The organism is Veillonella sp. (genome assembly GCF_015058545.1).
GTDB lineage: Bacteria > Bacillota > Negativicutes > Veillonellales > Veillonellaceae > Veillonella_A.
The window spans coordinates 1-13,973 of the sequence record NZ_SVCB01000029.1 but is presented as its reverse complement, the minus strand read 5'-3'; the positions used below and the strand labels follow the sequence as shown (position 1 = coordinate 13,973).

Below are 13,973 nucleotides of genomic sequence, written 5' to 3'. Positions count from 1 at the left end.
GTGTGCATGCCTTCAAACATGACTTCATTGAGTGCTTCCACAATATATTCGATACCCTGATCAACACCTTGTTTGACATGGCTGCCGGGATGGAAATTATATAATTGATTCGGCAAAAATTCCAAACGCTCTAAATCTTCGCGCATCATGTTTTTAGCAAACTGACGCAGGGACGGACCCGCAGCACAAGCATTTAACGTATACGGTGCATGACCTAAAATTTTACCAAAGTTATGCTCCGCCATAAAAGCTTCCAACGCTTTCATATCCGCTTCGTCAAACGTACGGGCCTTGCCGCCGCGCGGATTACGTGTAAAGTACTGAAATGTATTGGCCCCAAGGCTTAAAGCCTCTTTGCCCATATGTAAATAGCCTTTGCTGATCGATAAATGACATCCGATAGTTAACATACTACTCTCCTTCGATACAATTAATACAATATATTTTAAAATTTTATAGCAAATTTATTTCATGTTACTTTTTAATTATAACAAAAAAAGAGCCTTGCGGCTCTTTTTGTTTAATGGGTTCCTTTACGCAAACAGTCAGGGCAAATACCTTCAAACGTAATTTGCTGGCCGGTCACTTTGTAGTGACTCAATGCTTCGACTTCAGCTAAGGTATCTTCCATATTCATATCGTGTAAATCATCAACGCGATTACATACGCTGCAACGCATATGAGGGTGGTTATGAGTATCCCAGTCATAGCGGCTGGAATCATCACCAATATCAAGAACTTTTACAAGACCGATTTTTTCAAAAATTTCCATCGTCTTATATACGGTTGCTAAACTCATGGTAGGATGATCTTGGCGTAAACTCTGATAAATCATTTCCGCCGTTGGATGCTCATTTTGACCATAAAGCACTTGGTAAATCGCAATACGTTGAGGGGTTACTTTGTAACCTTCGGAACGCAGTTTTTGTGCAATATCCATAGCAATCAATCCTCTCTCCACTCGGATTTAAAAGTGTTTCGTGCAACTCTGCACGTTGCCTGTAGCTAAGTTGCTTTAACCAGAATATCAATTCTAACCAATAACAATTATTGGTTAAGTAATTATAGCAAATTTAGTATACTTTGGCAAGATAACCGCTCATCAAATCTAATTATATATGGTAGGATTAGTCTTTGAAGTACGGTTTAAAGGCACCGCTCTTATGTGCTTCCTGGCCACCGCGGCGACCTTGACCTTCCGGATTGCGGCGTTTGGAACGATTTACGCCGGCACGACGGGAATCATCACGACCACTGCGGTCACGGAAACTGCGTTCACCGCTGCGGCGATCACCGCGACGATCGGAACTGCGAGAGCTGCGCTGACCGTCACGACGACGGCCGTCTTTACCGAAGGAGCGTTTTTTACGAACACGTAAAGGTGCTTCTTCCGTAATGTTTACCGGTGTCGTATCCGGTTCTTTAGTCAATAATTTAATAGCGGCCGCTACCAACGTTACGGAATCCAAATCATTCAATAATTCTTCCGCACTGGCACGGTATTCTTTGAGGTTTTCCGTATCATCAGCCATATTGATTAAGCTCTGAACGGCTAATTTCTGCTGACCTTCCAATACTTCGCCTAAAGACGGTGCTTTACGACGAGCAATCTTACGTTTAGTCAAACGTTCGATAGCGTGTAAATGTTCCATTTCACGAGGAATAACGAAGGTATTCGCCATCCCTGCTTTACCGGCACGACCGGTACGGCCTACACGGTGAACATAACTTTCAGGGTCTTGCGGTAAATCATAGTTATATACATGAGTTACACCGCTGATATCAAGACCGCGAGCGGCTACGTCGGTAGCTACCAAGATATCGATAGTACCTTCACGGAACTGACGAATTACGCTGTCACGTTTCTGCTGGGATAAATCACCATGAATACCTTCAGCCATGTAACCGCGTTTTTTCAAACCTTCCGTAACTTCGTCAACACGGCGTTTCGTACGACCGAACACGATGGCAAGATCAGGGGCTTGCATGTCGAGTAAACGGCATAGTAAATCGAACTTCTGACGGTCCTGTACTTCAATGTAGTACTGTTCGATTAAGTCCATGGTTACCTGAGTCGGTTTCATGCGAATAAGGCGTGGTTCTTTTAAGTAGTTTTCAGCCAAAGTCTGGATGGCCGGTGGCATAGTAGCGGAGAACAACAATGTCTGACGTTGTTCCGGTACGGCTGCCAAAATTTTATTGATGTCATCAATAAAGCCCATGTTAAGCATTTCATCCGCTTCATCAAGAACAATTACTTTTACATTATCAAAATTGATGGATCCGCGTTCCATATGATCCATTAAACGACCCGGGGTTGCGACGATAATTTGAGGATTTTTGCGCAAGCTGCGGAATTGGCGCTGAATATCCTGACCGCCGTAGATAGGCAAGGCCTGGATATGAGTGTGCTGTGCCATTTTGTTGAGTTCTTCCGCTACTTGAATAGCCAATTCACGGGTTGGCGATAAAATTAAAACCTGTACGGCACGAAGGTTTTCATCCACCTGTTCCAATGCAGGAATACCGAAAGCGGCAGTTTTACCGGTACCGGTCTGAGCCTGGCCAATCATGTCTAAGCCGCTCATTGCCACAGGAATGGCTTCCTTCTGAATCGGTGTAGGTTCTTCAAACCCCATATCATTTAAAGCCCGTAAAATGGGCTCGCTAATCTGTAATTCTTCAAATTTTTCAAGCATGAACTATATGAGTCCTCCTTATGTAAATCAATCTTATTTTCGTCTAATTTTCGTCGGCGCATTCTAGTATTATATCACAAACAAAAGAAGATAACCAAATCAGAATACCTATTTTTTTTCTAATTTGGTTATCTTTATGAAAAACTATCCTATTTTTTCTTACTATATACGATTGTTATGTTGTTATTTTCAAACGGTGCCGGTTCATGGCGTTTTTAACGATTTTGGTTGTTGCGCCCGCCGCGATTATCGTTGCGATTACGACGGTCATCATTACGGCGGTTATGGCGATCTCCTTGACGGCCATCACGATTATTGGCAGCATTACGATCCTGATTGCGGCCGTCACGACGATTATTGCGGTTGCGATTTTCACCACCTTGATTATCGCGGCGATTACCGCGATTATCGCCATTGCGATTATTCTGCTGTGAATCATCACCGGCCGCTACGGCAGCAGCGGCTTTTTCTTTATCACGTAATGCCTTCATAGAGAGGCCAATACGATTGCGTTTCGGCTCAACGGAAATAATTTCCGCTTCAATAATATCGCCTACAGCCAAGACATCGGACGGATGTTGGTCTCGGCGACAGAATTCGCTGCGATGCAAGAGGCCGTTAACTTTTAAACCGAAGTCAACGAAAGCGCCAAAATCTACCACATTGTGAACCGTCCCCTTTACAACAGTTCCCACCTTTACGTCTTCCAAGCTCATGATGTGTTTACGCGTCATTGGCGCCGGCAAATCTTCACGCGGGTCGCGGCCCGGTTTTGCCAAAGCGTCCAAAATATCACGCACCGTCGGCACGCCCGCATCCAATTCTTTAGCAACGGTTTCCGCATCAACCAAGGCCAGCTTCGTATGGAAATCAGCCAGTTTCGCTTTATCATTTAAATCTTCTAACGCATAGCCTAAATTGTTAATAATCGTTTCGGCCAACTCATAGGATTCCGGATGAACCGGCGTATTATCTAGCGGATTGTCGCTGTCCTTAATGCGTAAGAACCCGGCACATTGCGTAAAGGCGGCCGGTCCCAAGCGTTTAACTTTTAACAATTCTTTGCGATTGTGAAAAACGCCGTTATCTTTACGATAGGTTACGATGTTGTTAGCTACGGCGCCGGAAATCCCTGCTACATGTTCCAAAATGGCCGGCGATGCTGTATTGAGTTCAACGCCCACATGGTTTACTATGGTTTACTACGGTTTCCACCACTTGATCCAAGGTTTCACTCAATTGCTTCTGGTTAACATCATGTTGGTACTGGCCCACCCCTATGGATTTCGGGTCGATTTTAACGGATTCTGCCAACGGATCCTGTACACGACGCGCAATGGACACGGCGCCACGAATAGATACATCAAGATCCGGTAATTCTTCGATAGCCAATTTAGAGGCAGAATAAACGGAAGCACCCGCTTCATTGGTAATGATATAGTGGCAATCCAATTGCTCTTCTTCAATCAATTGGGAAACAAATTGTTCTGTTTCATAAGAGGCTGTACCGTTACCGATGGATAACAAGGTAACTTTCCACTTACGAATGCAGGCGGCCATATCTTTTTTGGCCGCTTCCTTACCGCGCTCACCGGACGTAAGATGGTAAATGCCTTGGTCGAGCACATTCCCCTGTGCATCGATGACAGCCATTTTACAGCCCATGCGATAGCCCGGATCAAGGCCCATAATGACATGCCCGGCCAACGGCGGCTGTAATAAGAGATTGCGAAGATTGGTCCCGAATACCTTGATAGCCTGTTCATCGGCATTTTCCGTTAAGGTCTTACGAATTTCACGCTCCATGGCCGGAAAGATAAGGCGTTTATACGCATCGGCCACCGCTATGGCTTTAAATTCTTTTAAAGCTGCTACGCCCGTTTCCGGCATAGCCTTTACCATGTATTCGATATATTTTTCATCAGGTGCGGTCAAAGTTACTTTAAGGGCGCCTAATTTTTCACCGCGATTAATAGCTAAAATACGATGGGACGGTAATTGATGAATCGGCTCTTCATAGTCGGCGTATTTCAAGAATACTTGACGAACTTCATCGGTTTCCGCCGTATCTTCATCGCCCACCATTACGGTTTTAACTTTGCCCTGACGCCAAATAGCATCACGCAAGTACGCACGGAAATCGGCACGGTCACTTACATCTTCTGCCACAATATCCATGGCGCCTTGCAAGGCTGCCTCGCTGTCAGGCACTTCTTCCGTTATGAATGGAGCCGTTAAGCTTTCAATCGTGCTCGTTGTATCCTCGGTAGTATCAGCCAGCATTAATTGTGCCAACGGCTCTAACCCACGTTCACGAGCAATGGAGGCACGGGTACGCTTCTTAGGGCGATAAGGCAAATATAAATCTTCCAATTCCTGGAGCTTCATAGCCCCTTCGATAGCCGTGGCCAATTCAGGCGTCATTTTTTCCTGTTCCGTAATGGAGCGGACAATTTCTTCACGGCGCTGTTCCAAATTGCGCAAATATTTAATGCGTTCTTCGATTTCACGAAGTTGCTCATCTTTTAATTCCCCCGTTTTTTCCTTACGATAACGGGCGATAAAAGGAACCGTGTTCCCTTCATCCAATAATTCAACGGCCACCTTTACCTGCCAAGGATTAACTCCTAATTCGGCCGCAATATATTGGGACATCTTTTCCAACATGAACTACTCCTTTCGACGATACGTTACAAAACTAAATGGCCATGGATTTTTCTCGTCCACTTCACCGGGAATTGATTCTACCACTTCAAAGACATTCAAATCAATAGTCGGAAAATATGCATCCCCTTCAAACTCATGCTCGATTTCCGTAACATAGAGAACATCTGCGTAAGGCATAAACGATTCATACATCTGTGCCCCGCCGATGCAATAGGCAACATCGAGCTTAGCCGCTTCCGCCGCGGCCGCTTCCGGTGATGTAAATACGCGTACCCCTTCATAAGGCGGTACATAGTCGGTTTGACGCGTCACTACCCAATGTTCACGATTGGGAAGTAAAAACGGCAGTGATTCCAAGGTCTTACGGCCCATGATGATAACATGACCGGTGGTCAGTTTTTTAAAATACTGCAAATCTTTCGGCAAATGCCAAATAAGCTGATTGTCTTTGCCAATCACATTATGCTTCGCCCGTGCCACGATCATCGCTAACATTATACGGCCACCTCCATCGGTAATTTTCCTAAATGTTCGTACCCTTCCAGCTTCACATCATCAGCCGTGAAGTCATAAAAGTTTTGTACCTTATCATTAATCCATAAAGATGGTGCCGGTTTTGCTTCTTCCAAGCGGGTCAGCTGTGTCTTCAACGCCTCCACGTGGTTTTCATAAATGTGAGCGTTGTTGATAATATGGGTAAATTGCCCCGGTTTCAAACCGCTTACATGAGCAATCATGTATACAAGCGTGGCGTACTGGGTCATGTTAAACGGCACGCCAAGGCCCATGTCGCCACTACGCTGTACGAGCATACAGTTCAAGCGGTCTCCTTCCACATCCCATAAGGTTTCATACGCACAAGGCTGCAAAGCCATGTCCGGCAAATCTTCAATATTCCACAAAGTAACAATCATGCGGCGGCTCTGCGGATCTTCTTTTAACATGCGAAGTAAATTGTCCACTTGCTTGTACTTAGCCAGTTGATAGCCATACGCTTTGCCGATGGTGCCGTCTTCGCGCATCCATTCGTCCCATACGTGAACGCCCATAGCCTGCAACTCTTTCACATCATTACTCTGCTTCTGCCAAATCCATAAAAGTTCTTTAACAGCTGTCTTGAACGCCACAAATTTAGTCGTCAAAATAGGAAATTCTTTACTCAAATCGAATTGCATCATTTGGTGCGGTAATTTATAGGTAGGAATACCGGTGCGGTTATTGGCATAATAACCATCCTTCAAAATGCGTTCCACAATCGCTAAGTATTGAGTATCTGCTGAGCTCATGATAGTCTCCTTTAATCACTGAATGTACTGATTACTTTTAAAAAGGACAGCCCGAAGCGTTGTAGTTTTGCCTCGCCGATGCCTTTAATTTTATATAAATCCGCCAATGTTTGCGGTCTCATGGACGCCATATCAATGAGTACGGTGTCGGGAAAAATCAAATACGGCGGCACTTTCAGCTGTTCGCTCAGCGTCTTGCGATGCTGGCGTAAGGCTTCAAATAAATTAGGCTTATTCGCGGCCCGCCGTTTCATGGTCATGCTGTTGCCGGCACCGGCCACGCGCGCGGCCCTCGCACTTTGACGCGGTCCGTCAGGCCGTACTTTTACGAGCTGACGGCGTACTTCGGTCACCTTAGCACTGCCGTCAAGCACGGCTTCGCCGGCCGGTGTAATGCTTAAAATCGGATATTTACCGGTGGCACAATCCAAATAGCCAAGCGATGTAAATTGCCGGATAAGGCCTTTTATTTCACGGTCGTCCATATCTTCCAAGCGGCCAAATACAGGCAAGCGATCATAACCGTAACGCACAATTCTATCGGTGCGATTGCCGGCCACAATATCCGTAATCATAGCGGCCCCATACCGTTCTTCCGTATCGATGACGGCTTTAAAAATCGCCTTTGCTTCCTGCGTCAAATCGCGCAGCGCCCCTTTGTGCAAGCAAGAGCCGCAATTGTCGCAGCGCGTCCAGTTCACCGTTTCACCGAAGTAGTTAAGCATATACTTACGCAAACAATCCGTCGTAAAACAATAGTTAATCATCTGCTGCAATTTGCTCATTTCAATGCGGCGACGCTCCGGTTCGTGCACCGATTCATTGATTAAATACTTGTGAATCATCACGTCGCGGCCGCTATAGAGGAGCACACATTTTGACGGTGCCCCGTCACGACCGGCACGGCCTGCTTCCTGGTAGTAACTTTCCATATTGCGCGGCATCTGGTAATGCAGGACATAGCGCACATTACTTTTATCAATCCCCATGCCGAAAGCACTGGTAGCCACCATGACGCGCACCTTATCATAAGCATAGCGCTCTTGCTGCATCTTGCGAATTTCATCACTGAGCCCGGCGTGGTAATAGCCCACCTCAACGCCTCGTTTAGCCAGTTCGCCGTACACCATTTCCACGTCTTTACGGGTAGCGCAGTAAATAATACCGTTCGCCGCTTCATGGTCCGCCACGAACTGCAATACATATTGCAGCTTATTCTGCGGTTGCACCACTTCGAAAGATAAATTGGGCCGGTCAAAACCGGTTACATGGACGGTAGCCTTTTCTAAACCGAGCAAACGCTTCATATCGTTTTCCACTTCGCGCGTGGCACTGGCCGTAAAGGCCCCGATAACCGGTCTCTTTGGTAATTCCGCAATAAACGGTGCGATAAGCTGATACGAAGGTCTGAAATCATGGCCCCACTGTGATACGCAATGGGCTTCATCGATAATGACCTGGTCGATAGGCAATTCTTTGATGAAGTTTCTAAACCAGTCCGAGCTTAATCGCTCCGGTGCCAAATATAACATTTTAATGCGCCCCTGTCGCAGAGCTTGTAATACCTTGAGTGATTCATCCTTATCTTGCGTGCTGTTTAAATACGCCGCCGGGATTTTTTGCATCCGCAAGCCGTCTACCTGGTCCTGCATTAAGGAGATTAACGGTGAAAAAACAATGGTCAAACCGGGTTTTAGTATGGCGGGAATTTGAAAACAAATCGATTTGCCCGCACCGGTCGGCATAATGGCGAGCACATCTTTATTGACCAAGAGTGACGCTACCGGCACTTCTTGAGCCGGTCGGAACGAAGTATAGCCGAAGAAATGAGCCAATGCCGCCTCTGCCTGTTTATGAGCCATATTCGTTCACATCCTTTCCAATCCGAATTATCATATCATATTATTTTACCATTTTTTTGGTAAAAACACATCACCTTTAATATAGTAGAAACTGTATTTTTATGCTAAAATATAAGAATCTATTATTACGAAAGGGGGGTGCATCTAAGTATGCACGATCAATTCTCGATTATTCTCGCCTTTGCCATCTATCTGGGCTTGATGATGTACATTGGCATTTATTACTATCGAAAGTCACGTAATCTGAGTGATTATATTCTGGGAGGTCGTAAACTGGGACCATGGATTACTTCCATGAGTGCCGAAGCGTCCGACATGAGTGGTTGGATGCTTATGGGCTTGCCGGGTTTTGCGTATAGTACCGGGATTTCCGCTATTTGGATTGCCATCGGCCTTGCCGGCGGTACCTGGCTAAACTGGGCCTTCGTATCGAAGCGCCTGCGCAACCATACGGAAGTAGCCAATAACAGTTTAACCATTCCGGATTATTTGAAAAACCGCTTCCGCGACACTTCACGAATCTTACCGATTGTATCCGCTATTTTTATCATTATCTTCTTCTTGATCTACACATCATCGGGATTCGTAGCCGGCGGCAAACTGTTTACTACCATTTTTGGACTTGATTATAATATATCCCTCCTCATTACGGCGGGCGTTGTTATTTTCTATACCTTCCTGGGCGGTTTCTTAGCCGTAAGTTGGACCGACTTTATTCAGGGCACCATGATGTTCTTTGCGATTTTATTAATTCCTACCGCTGCGGCCTTCACTTTGAACGGTCCGGTAAATACGGCTCATTTAATTGCCACGGAATTCCCGCAAGGGCTTTCCATCTGGGGACCTGAAGCCGACACGTATACGTTGGTTATCGGCATTATTTCTTCTGTTGCTTGGGGGCTTGGCTATTTTGGTCAACCGCACATCTTGGTTCGTTTCATGGCCATCTCCGATGCCCGTGAACTCAAGAAAGCTACCAACATTGCCATGGTTTGGGTTATTATCTCCCTCATAGCCGCTGTAATGGTTGGTCTCGTCGGCAAAGTATTCCTCAGCACACCGCTCACCGGTGCGGATGTAGAAAAAGTATTCCTCGTTATGAATGAAGAACTCTTCCCTCCATTCGTGGCCGGTCTTGTATGGTCTGCAGTACTGGCGGCCATCATGAGTACTGCTTCCGGACAGTTATTGGTAACGGCCTCTTCTGTTTCACAGGACTTGTATAAAAACATCGTCGGTCACCGTACCAGCGATCAGGAATTAGTACTTATCAGTCGTATTACGGTACTTGTTATTTCTGCCATTGCTTTATGGCTTGCCCTCGATCCGAACAGCTACATTTTAACCATGGTAGCCTATGCGTGGGCCGGCTTCGGTGCCGCTTTCGGCCCTGCCATTTTGCTCTCCCTCTTCTGGCGTCGCATGACCTTAAAAGGTTGTGTCGCCGGCATCATAGTGGGTGGCTTGACTGTGCTTATTTGGAAACAGTTCGAGTGGTTCGGTATCTACGAAATCGTGCCGGGCTTCTTATTCTCCCTCATCGCCATTTATGTGGTAAGCCTTTTGAATAATCCACCATCTAAAGAAATTACTGATGAATTCGACGAAGCACAACGGATGCATATTTTATAACATTTTCATAAAAACACAAAAGCTGAGACAACAAATCGTTGCCTCAGCTTTTTTTAGTTATATGGACTATGGATTAACCAATTCAAAACTTGGGTTATAGAACAAAACTTATCGGAATATCATCACCGCTTCGCCCGTAGGCACAATAAATTGAATATCTTTGTAAGTCGGTTCAACGAGCCACTGACCGTTAATCGTCATAAGCCCCCATTTGCCGCCTACTTTTACGGCTGTATAATCGCCGATAAAATTAGAGACTTTCTGGATTTTCATATCCTTAGCTTCATAGACTACCTGACCTGTTTTATCGATGATTTTATACCCTGTAAAACCATCACCTAAGAGTGAATCGCCCGTAACCCAGGCGTATCCTTCGGCCCCGTAATACGTATGTTTAGCCCCCTTTGATAAGCTAAACATTTCTGTACGAGCCGGCTCCATTTTATACACCCGCTTGTTATCTGCCGTCGTGGCCACGATATAGCTGTCATTCATAAAATCAATGCCATCGTAAATAAACGGCAGCACATTCTTGTTCGTCAAATAGTTCAGCACGCCTCGTTTTTCCGTATGCTTATTCTTAAGTGCAATATACGAATCGGAAAGATTAATCCCTTCAAACGTATAGTCACCGAACGGAATGAGGAAGTTACCTTTTTTATCCACAACAGCCAACTGATTGTCGTTTTCGATAATGGTACCGAATGGCATCATCGGATATACATAGTCCAGTTTACTGTCTACTACAATGCGGCCGTCGCGATCGATATAACCGCGCTTTACCTTATCCCGCGCCACTTCAACACCACCGAAGCCGAAAAAGCCGTCATCATAATCGCCCCAGCCAAAATAACCGCCGTGACCATGACCGACGCCGATGCCGATACCGAGGCCGCTGTCACCGCCACCGAAAATACCGCCAATAGCAAGGCCGCCAAAGCCGCCAAATAGATTAAAGCCGGATGCTCGCCGTTCAATTTGAGCCAGACCGTCAGCATATGGCGATACATAATCGGCGGCCACCGTAAAGAGTTCACTGCCCGTACCGTCAATGCCCACGATCTGGCCTTTTTCTGTTTTAACAAAAGCTCGGTCTTCGCTGAACGAAGCCACTACATCTTTATACTTCGGTGCGATTACGATTTGATCGCTTACATTTTTAAAACCATACCGTTTGGTGCTTTCATCCTTAAACGGAAAATACAAATCGGACGCATAGCCTTGACGCTTAATCACGGGTGCATCAAGTTTTACGCCTACGCTGTTCTTATCTTTAGGATTACTGAATACCAATTCATGACCCCGGTTAGCACTATTTACCGTTTTATAGGCCGGTTGAACAACATATTCACCTTTTGAGTCCAAGAGACCATAGCCTTCCTTGGTTTGCACAATGGCAATAGCGCGATTTATCTCTTTAAGTGCATTGGCATCCTCCCCTTTTACAGCGCTATCAGCCATGGCAACGCCGTCATGCTTCAAGGTTGGCCACAACTGACCGTTACCTGCATAGGTTACTTCATCACTGAGTACTACTGTAGGGGGCAAATAATTTACCGTATCGGTTATGGTCGCCTGACTTTGACCGTAACCTAAGCAAAAAGTACATACAGCAGCTACTAACCATGTTTTTGTTCGCTTTGAAACTTTCATATAACTACCTCCCAACAAACGTATTACACCCTCACTTGTTAGTTACTCATATTATATGACGCGCCATTCAAATTAGCAATATAAGGTATTCCCCTTATAATATAGCCTTGCCGCATGTCCTGCTGACGCTTATATACTCAAAAAATAAAACAGATGTAGCTTAATTTTCAAAAAATCGATTTCTATAGTCTATAAAACATGTTGACATATGTAGCGACATGTTATAGTATGTACGTGTAAGCTTACAAACAGAATAGTTAGGTAACGGCGCCTAGTCCTCAGATGATTCTGAGACTAGGCGCTTTTTGTTTATGAAAGGAGTTTATTATGGCTACTATCGATACAGGCAATACGGCCTGGGTACTCGTAGCGGCAACCTTGGTGTTCTTTATGACTCCAGGCCTTGCTTTGTTTTATGGCGGTATGGAACGCAGTAAAAATGTACTCAATACAATCATGGAAAGTTTCTTTTTAATCGGTGTGATTTCCGTGGAATTTATGCTAATCGGCTACACCTTAATTTTTGGCAGCGATATTGATGGTGTCATTGGCAATCTTGATAAAATAGGACTTATCGGTACGGGAAACAATATTATGGAAGGCGTGAATATTCCGGAAATGGCTTTTGTTGCCTTCCAATGTATGTTTGCCGTAATTACGCCGGCCATCATGAGTGGCTCTATTACAGGGCGTATGCGTTTTGCTCCCTTTGTCGTATTTTCTGTCATTTGGTCCTTATTAGTTTATAATACTATGGCCCATTGGGTGTGGGGCGGCGGTTTCCTCGCCCAATTAGGGGCTCTCGACTTTGCCGGCGGTCTTGTTATTCATATATTATCCGGTGTATCCGGTCTGGTCCTCTGCTTGCTATTAGGCCGCCGTCGCGGTTATGGACGCATGCCGATGTTACCTCATCATTTGCCAATGACCGTTCTTGGCGGTGCTATATTATGGTTTGGTTGGTTCGGTTTTAACGCCGGATCCGCTCTCGGTGCCGGACCGCTAGCCGCCAATGCTCTGGTAACAACTCAAATAGCGGCTGCTATCGGTGTTGTCGGTTGGGTATTGGCAGAACGATGTCATCGCGGCAAACCAACTGTATTGGGTGCTGTATCCGGTGGCGTAGCAGGACTTGTGGCCATCACACCGGCAGCCGGTTTTGTAACACCTGTCGCTGCTATTTTCGTCGGATTAATCGGCGCTATCTGCTGTTATGTGGCCGTAGCTATTTTGAAAAATAAGCTCGGCTATGATGACTCCCTTGACGCATTTGGCATTCATGGTGTAGGCGGTATGTGGGGCGCTATTGCTACCGGATTATTTGCTACGGTTAGTGTCAATCCGGATGGTGCCGACGGTTTATTCTATGGCGGCGATTTATTGTTGCCTCAATTGGTTTCTATCATAGTAGCTGTTCTCTTTTCTGTTATCGGCACTGTTGTCATTTTTAAAGTAGTCAGTCTCTTTATGGATATGCGTGTCAGCATCGGCGCTGAATCCTTAGGCATTAATATTAGTGAACATGGTGAAGAAGCGTATAATCACTCTGAATTTAAAAGCAGCGGCCGTTTTATTATGTCCGATCACCATTCACTGGTTTAGGATGGTTTTCATAAAAAATAGAATTTACCAACAGTACAATACTGTTAATTAACATACAAAGGATGTGGTAGCGTGAAACGGATGAAAAAAGTAGATATAATAGCCCGCGCAGAACAATTAGAAGATCTAAAAGAAGCTTTGAATCGTATAGGCGTTCAAGGTATGACTGTGTCTCAGGTATTTGGCTGTGGTTTGCAAAAAGGACATACCGAGGTATATCGCGGGAAAGAATATACCGTAAATTTAGTGCCTATGGTAAAAGTTGAAACTGTTGTCTGTGATATACCGGTCGATCTGGTAATGGATACGGCTCGCGATACTTTACAGACCGGTGAAGTTGGTGATGGTAAGATTTTTGTATATGACGTGGAAGATGCTATGCGGATCCGAACCGGTACGCGCGGTACTAACGCTGTGACTGATGATGAAATATAATCATAACCACCCGTAGAACGGGTGGTTTGCTCTGACCCTATAAGGGTCTTTCTCTAGTGGTTGCCCTCTAAAGAGGGCTTTGAGTAATCTGACAACCACTCTATTATCACTGGCTGCCCCCTACTCGGGGGCTTTTC

At 45.4% G+C, this 13,973-nt stretch carries 10 protein-coding genes and 1 pseudogene; 3 read left to right on the top strand and 8 right to left on the bottom strand.

Annotation, left to right across the window (positions count from 1 at the left end; translation table 11 throughout):
• The 7 genes and pseudogenes from E7204_RS01595 to recQ form a co-directional block, all read right to left on the bottom strand.
• Positions 1 to 410, bottom strand: a 410-nt coding sequence (locus E7204_RS01595) for a TIM barrel protein (RefSeq protein ID WP_295180931.1), incomplete at its 3' end; no start/stop codon positions are given.
• 110 nt (positions 411 to 520) lie between these two features.
• Positions 521 to 940: a transcriptional repressor gene (locus tag E7204_RS01590; protein WP_021840756.1), complete on the bottom strand. Its 420-nt coding sequence runs from the start codon at positions 938 to 940 to the stop codon at positions 521 to 523.
• 187 nt (positions 941 to 1,127) lie between these two features.
• Positions 1,128 to 2,699 carry a DEAD/DEAH box helicase gene (locus tag E7204_RS01585; protein ID WP_295180928.1) on the bottom strand — a complete coding sequence of 524 codons (1,572 nt, stop codon included), beginning with the start codon at positions 2,697 to 2,699 and terminating at the stop codon, positions 1,128 to 1,130.
• A 215-nt stretch (positions 2,700 to 2,914) separates the two neighbouring features.
• Positions 2,915 to 5,354 (bottom strand): annotated as a pseudogene (locus tag E7204_RS01580) (Tex family protein).
• Positions 5,355 to 5,369: 15 nt separating this feature from the next.
• Complete coding sequence (locus E7204_RS01575) at positions 5,370 to 5,861, bottom strand: dihydrofolate reductase (protein ID WP_295180926.1); 492 nt, start codon at positions 5,859 to 5,861, stop codon at positions 5,370 to 5,372.
• A complete protein-coding gene (locus tag E7204_RS01570; RefSeq protein WP_127058302.1) occupies positions 5,861 to 6,652 on the bottom strand; it encodes a thymidylate synthase in 792 nt (263 codons plus the stop codon). Before E7204_RS01570 ends, E7204_RS01575 begins: the two co-directional genes overlap by 1 nt.
• Positions 6,653 to 6,663: 11 nt before the next feature.
• Positions 6,664 to 8,514, bottom strand: a complete 1,851-nt coding sequence (gene recQ / locus E7204_RS01565) for a DNA helicase RecQ (RefSeq protein WP_295180922.1) — start codon at positions 8,512 to 8,514, stop codon at positions 6,664 to 6,666.
• A 150-nt stretch (positions 8,515 to 8,664) separates the two neighbouring features.
• On the opposite strand from recQ, the gene putP reads away from it, so the two are divergent.
• Positions 8,665 to 10,146, top strand: a complete 1,482-nt coding sequence (gene putP / locus E7204_RS01560; RefSeq protein WP_295180920.1) for a sodium/proline symporter PutP — start codon at positions 8,665 to 8,667, stop codon at positions 10,144 to 10,146.
• A gap of 108 nt (positions 10,147 to 10,254) precedes the next feature.
• Here putP and E7204_RS01555 read toward each other — a convergent pair whose 3' ends face one another.
• Complete coding sequence (locus E7204_RS01555; RefSeq protein WP_295180918.1) at positions 10,255 to 11,799, bottom strand: WG repeat-containing protein; 1,545 nt, start codon at positions 11,797 to 11,799, stop codon at positions 10,255 to 10,257.
• Positions 11,800 to 12,126: 327 nt separating this feature from the next.
• Here E7204_RS01555 and E7204_RS01550 point away from each other — a divergent pair, with 327 nt between their 5' ends.
• Entirely contained in the window at positions 12,127 to 13,401 is a 1,275-nt protein-coding gene (locus E7204_RS01550) for an ammonium transporter (RefSeq protein ID WP_295180916.1), read from the top strand.
• A gap of 81 nt (positions 13,402 to 13,482) precedes the next feature.
• Complete coding sequence (locus E7204_RS01545; protein ID WP_226974666.1) at positions 13,483 to 13,836, top strand: P-II family nitrogen regulator; 354 nt, start codon at positions 13,483 to 13,485, stop codon at positions 13,834 to 13,836.
• Positions 13,837 to 13,973: the final 137 nt, after the last annotated feature.

Bases quoted from the DNA above. Each gene is read 5' to 3' on its own strand.
- E7204_RS01590 (WP_021840756.1), bottom strand. From the start codon at position 940: ATGGATATTGCACAAAAACTGCGTTCCGAAGGTTACAAAGTAACCCCT.
- E7204_RS01585 (WP_295180928.1), bottom strand. From the start codon at position 2,699: ATGCTTGAAAAATTTGAAGAATTACAGATTAGCGAGCCCATTTTACGG.
- E7204_RS01575 (WP_295180926.1), bottom strand. From the start codon at position 5,861: ATGTTAGCGATGATCGTGGCACGGGCGAAGCATAATGTGATTGGCAAA.
- E7204_RS01570 (WP_127058302.1), bottom strand. From the start codon at position 6,652: ATGAGCTCAGCAGATACTCAATACTTAGCGATTGTGGAACGCATTTTG.
- recQ (WP_295180922.1), bottom strand. From the start codon at position 8,514: ATGGCTCATAAACAGGCAGAGGCGGCATTGGCTCATTTCTTCGGCTAT.
- putP (WP_295180920.1), top strand. From the start codon at position 8,665: ATGCACGATCAATTCTCGATTATTCTCGCCTTTGCCATCTATCTGGGC.
- E7204_RS01555 (WP_295180918.1), bottom strand. From the start codon at position 11,799: ATGAAAGTTTCAAAGCGAACAAAAACATGGTTAGTAGCTGCTGTATGT.
- E7204_RS01550 (WP_295180916.1), top strand. From the start codon at position 12,127: ATGGCTACTATCGATACAGGCAATACGGCCTGGGTACTCGTAGCGGCA.
- E7204_RS01545 (WP_226974666.1), top strand. From the start codon at position 13,483: ATGAAAAAAGTAGATATAATAGCCCGCGCAGAACAATTAGAAGATCTA.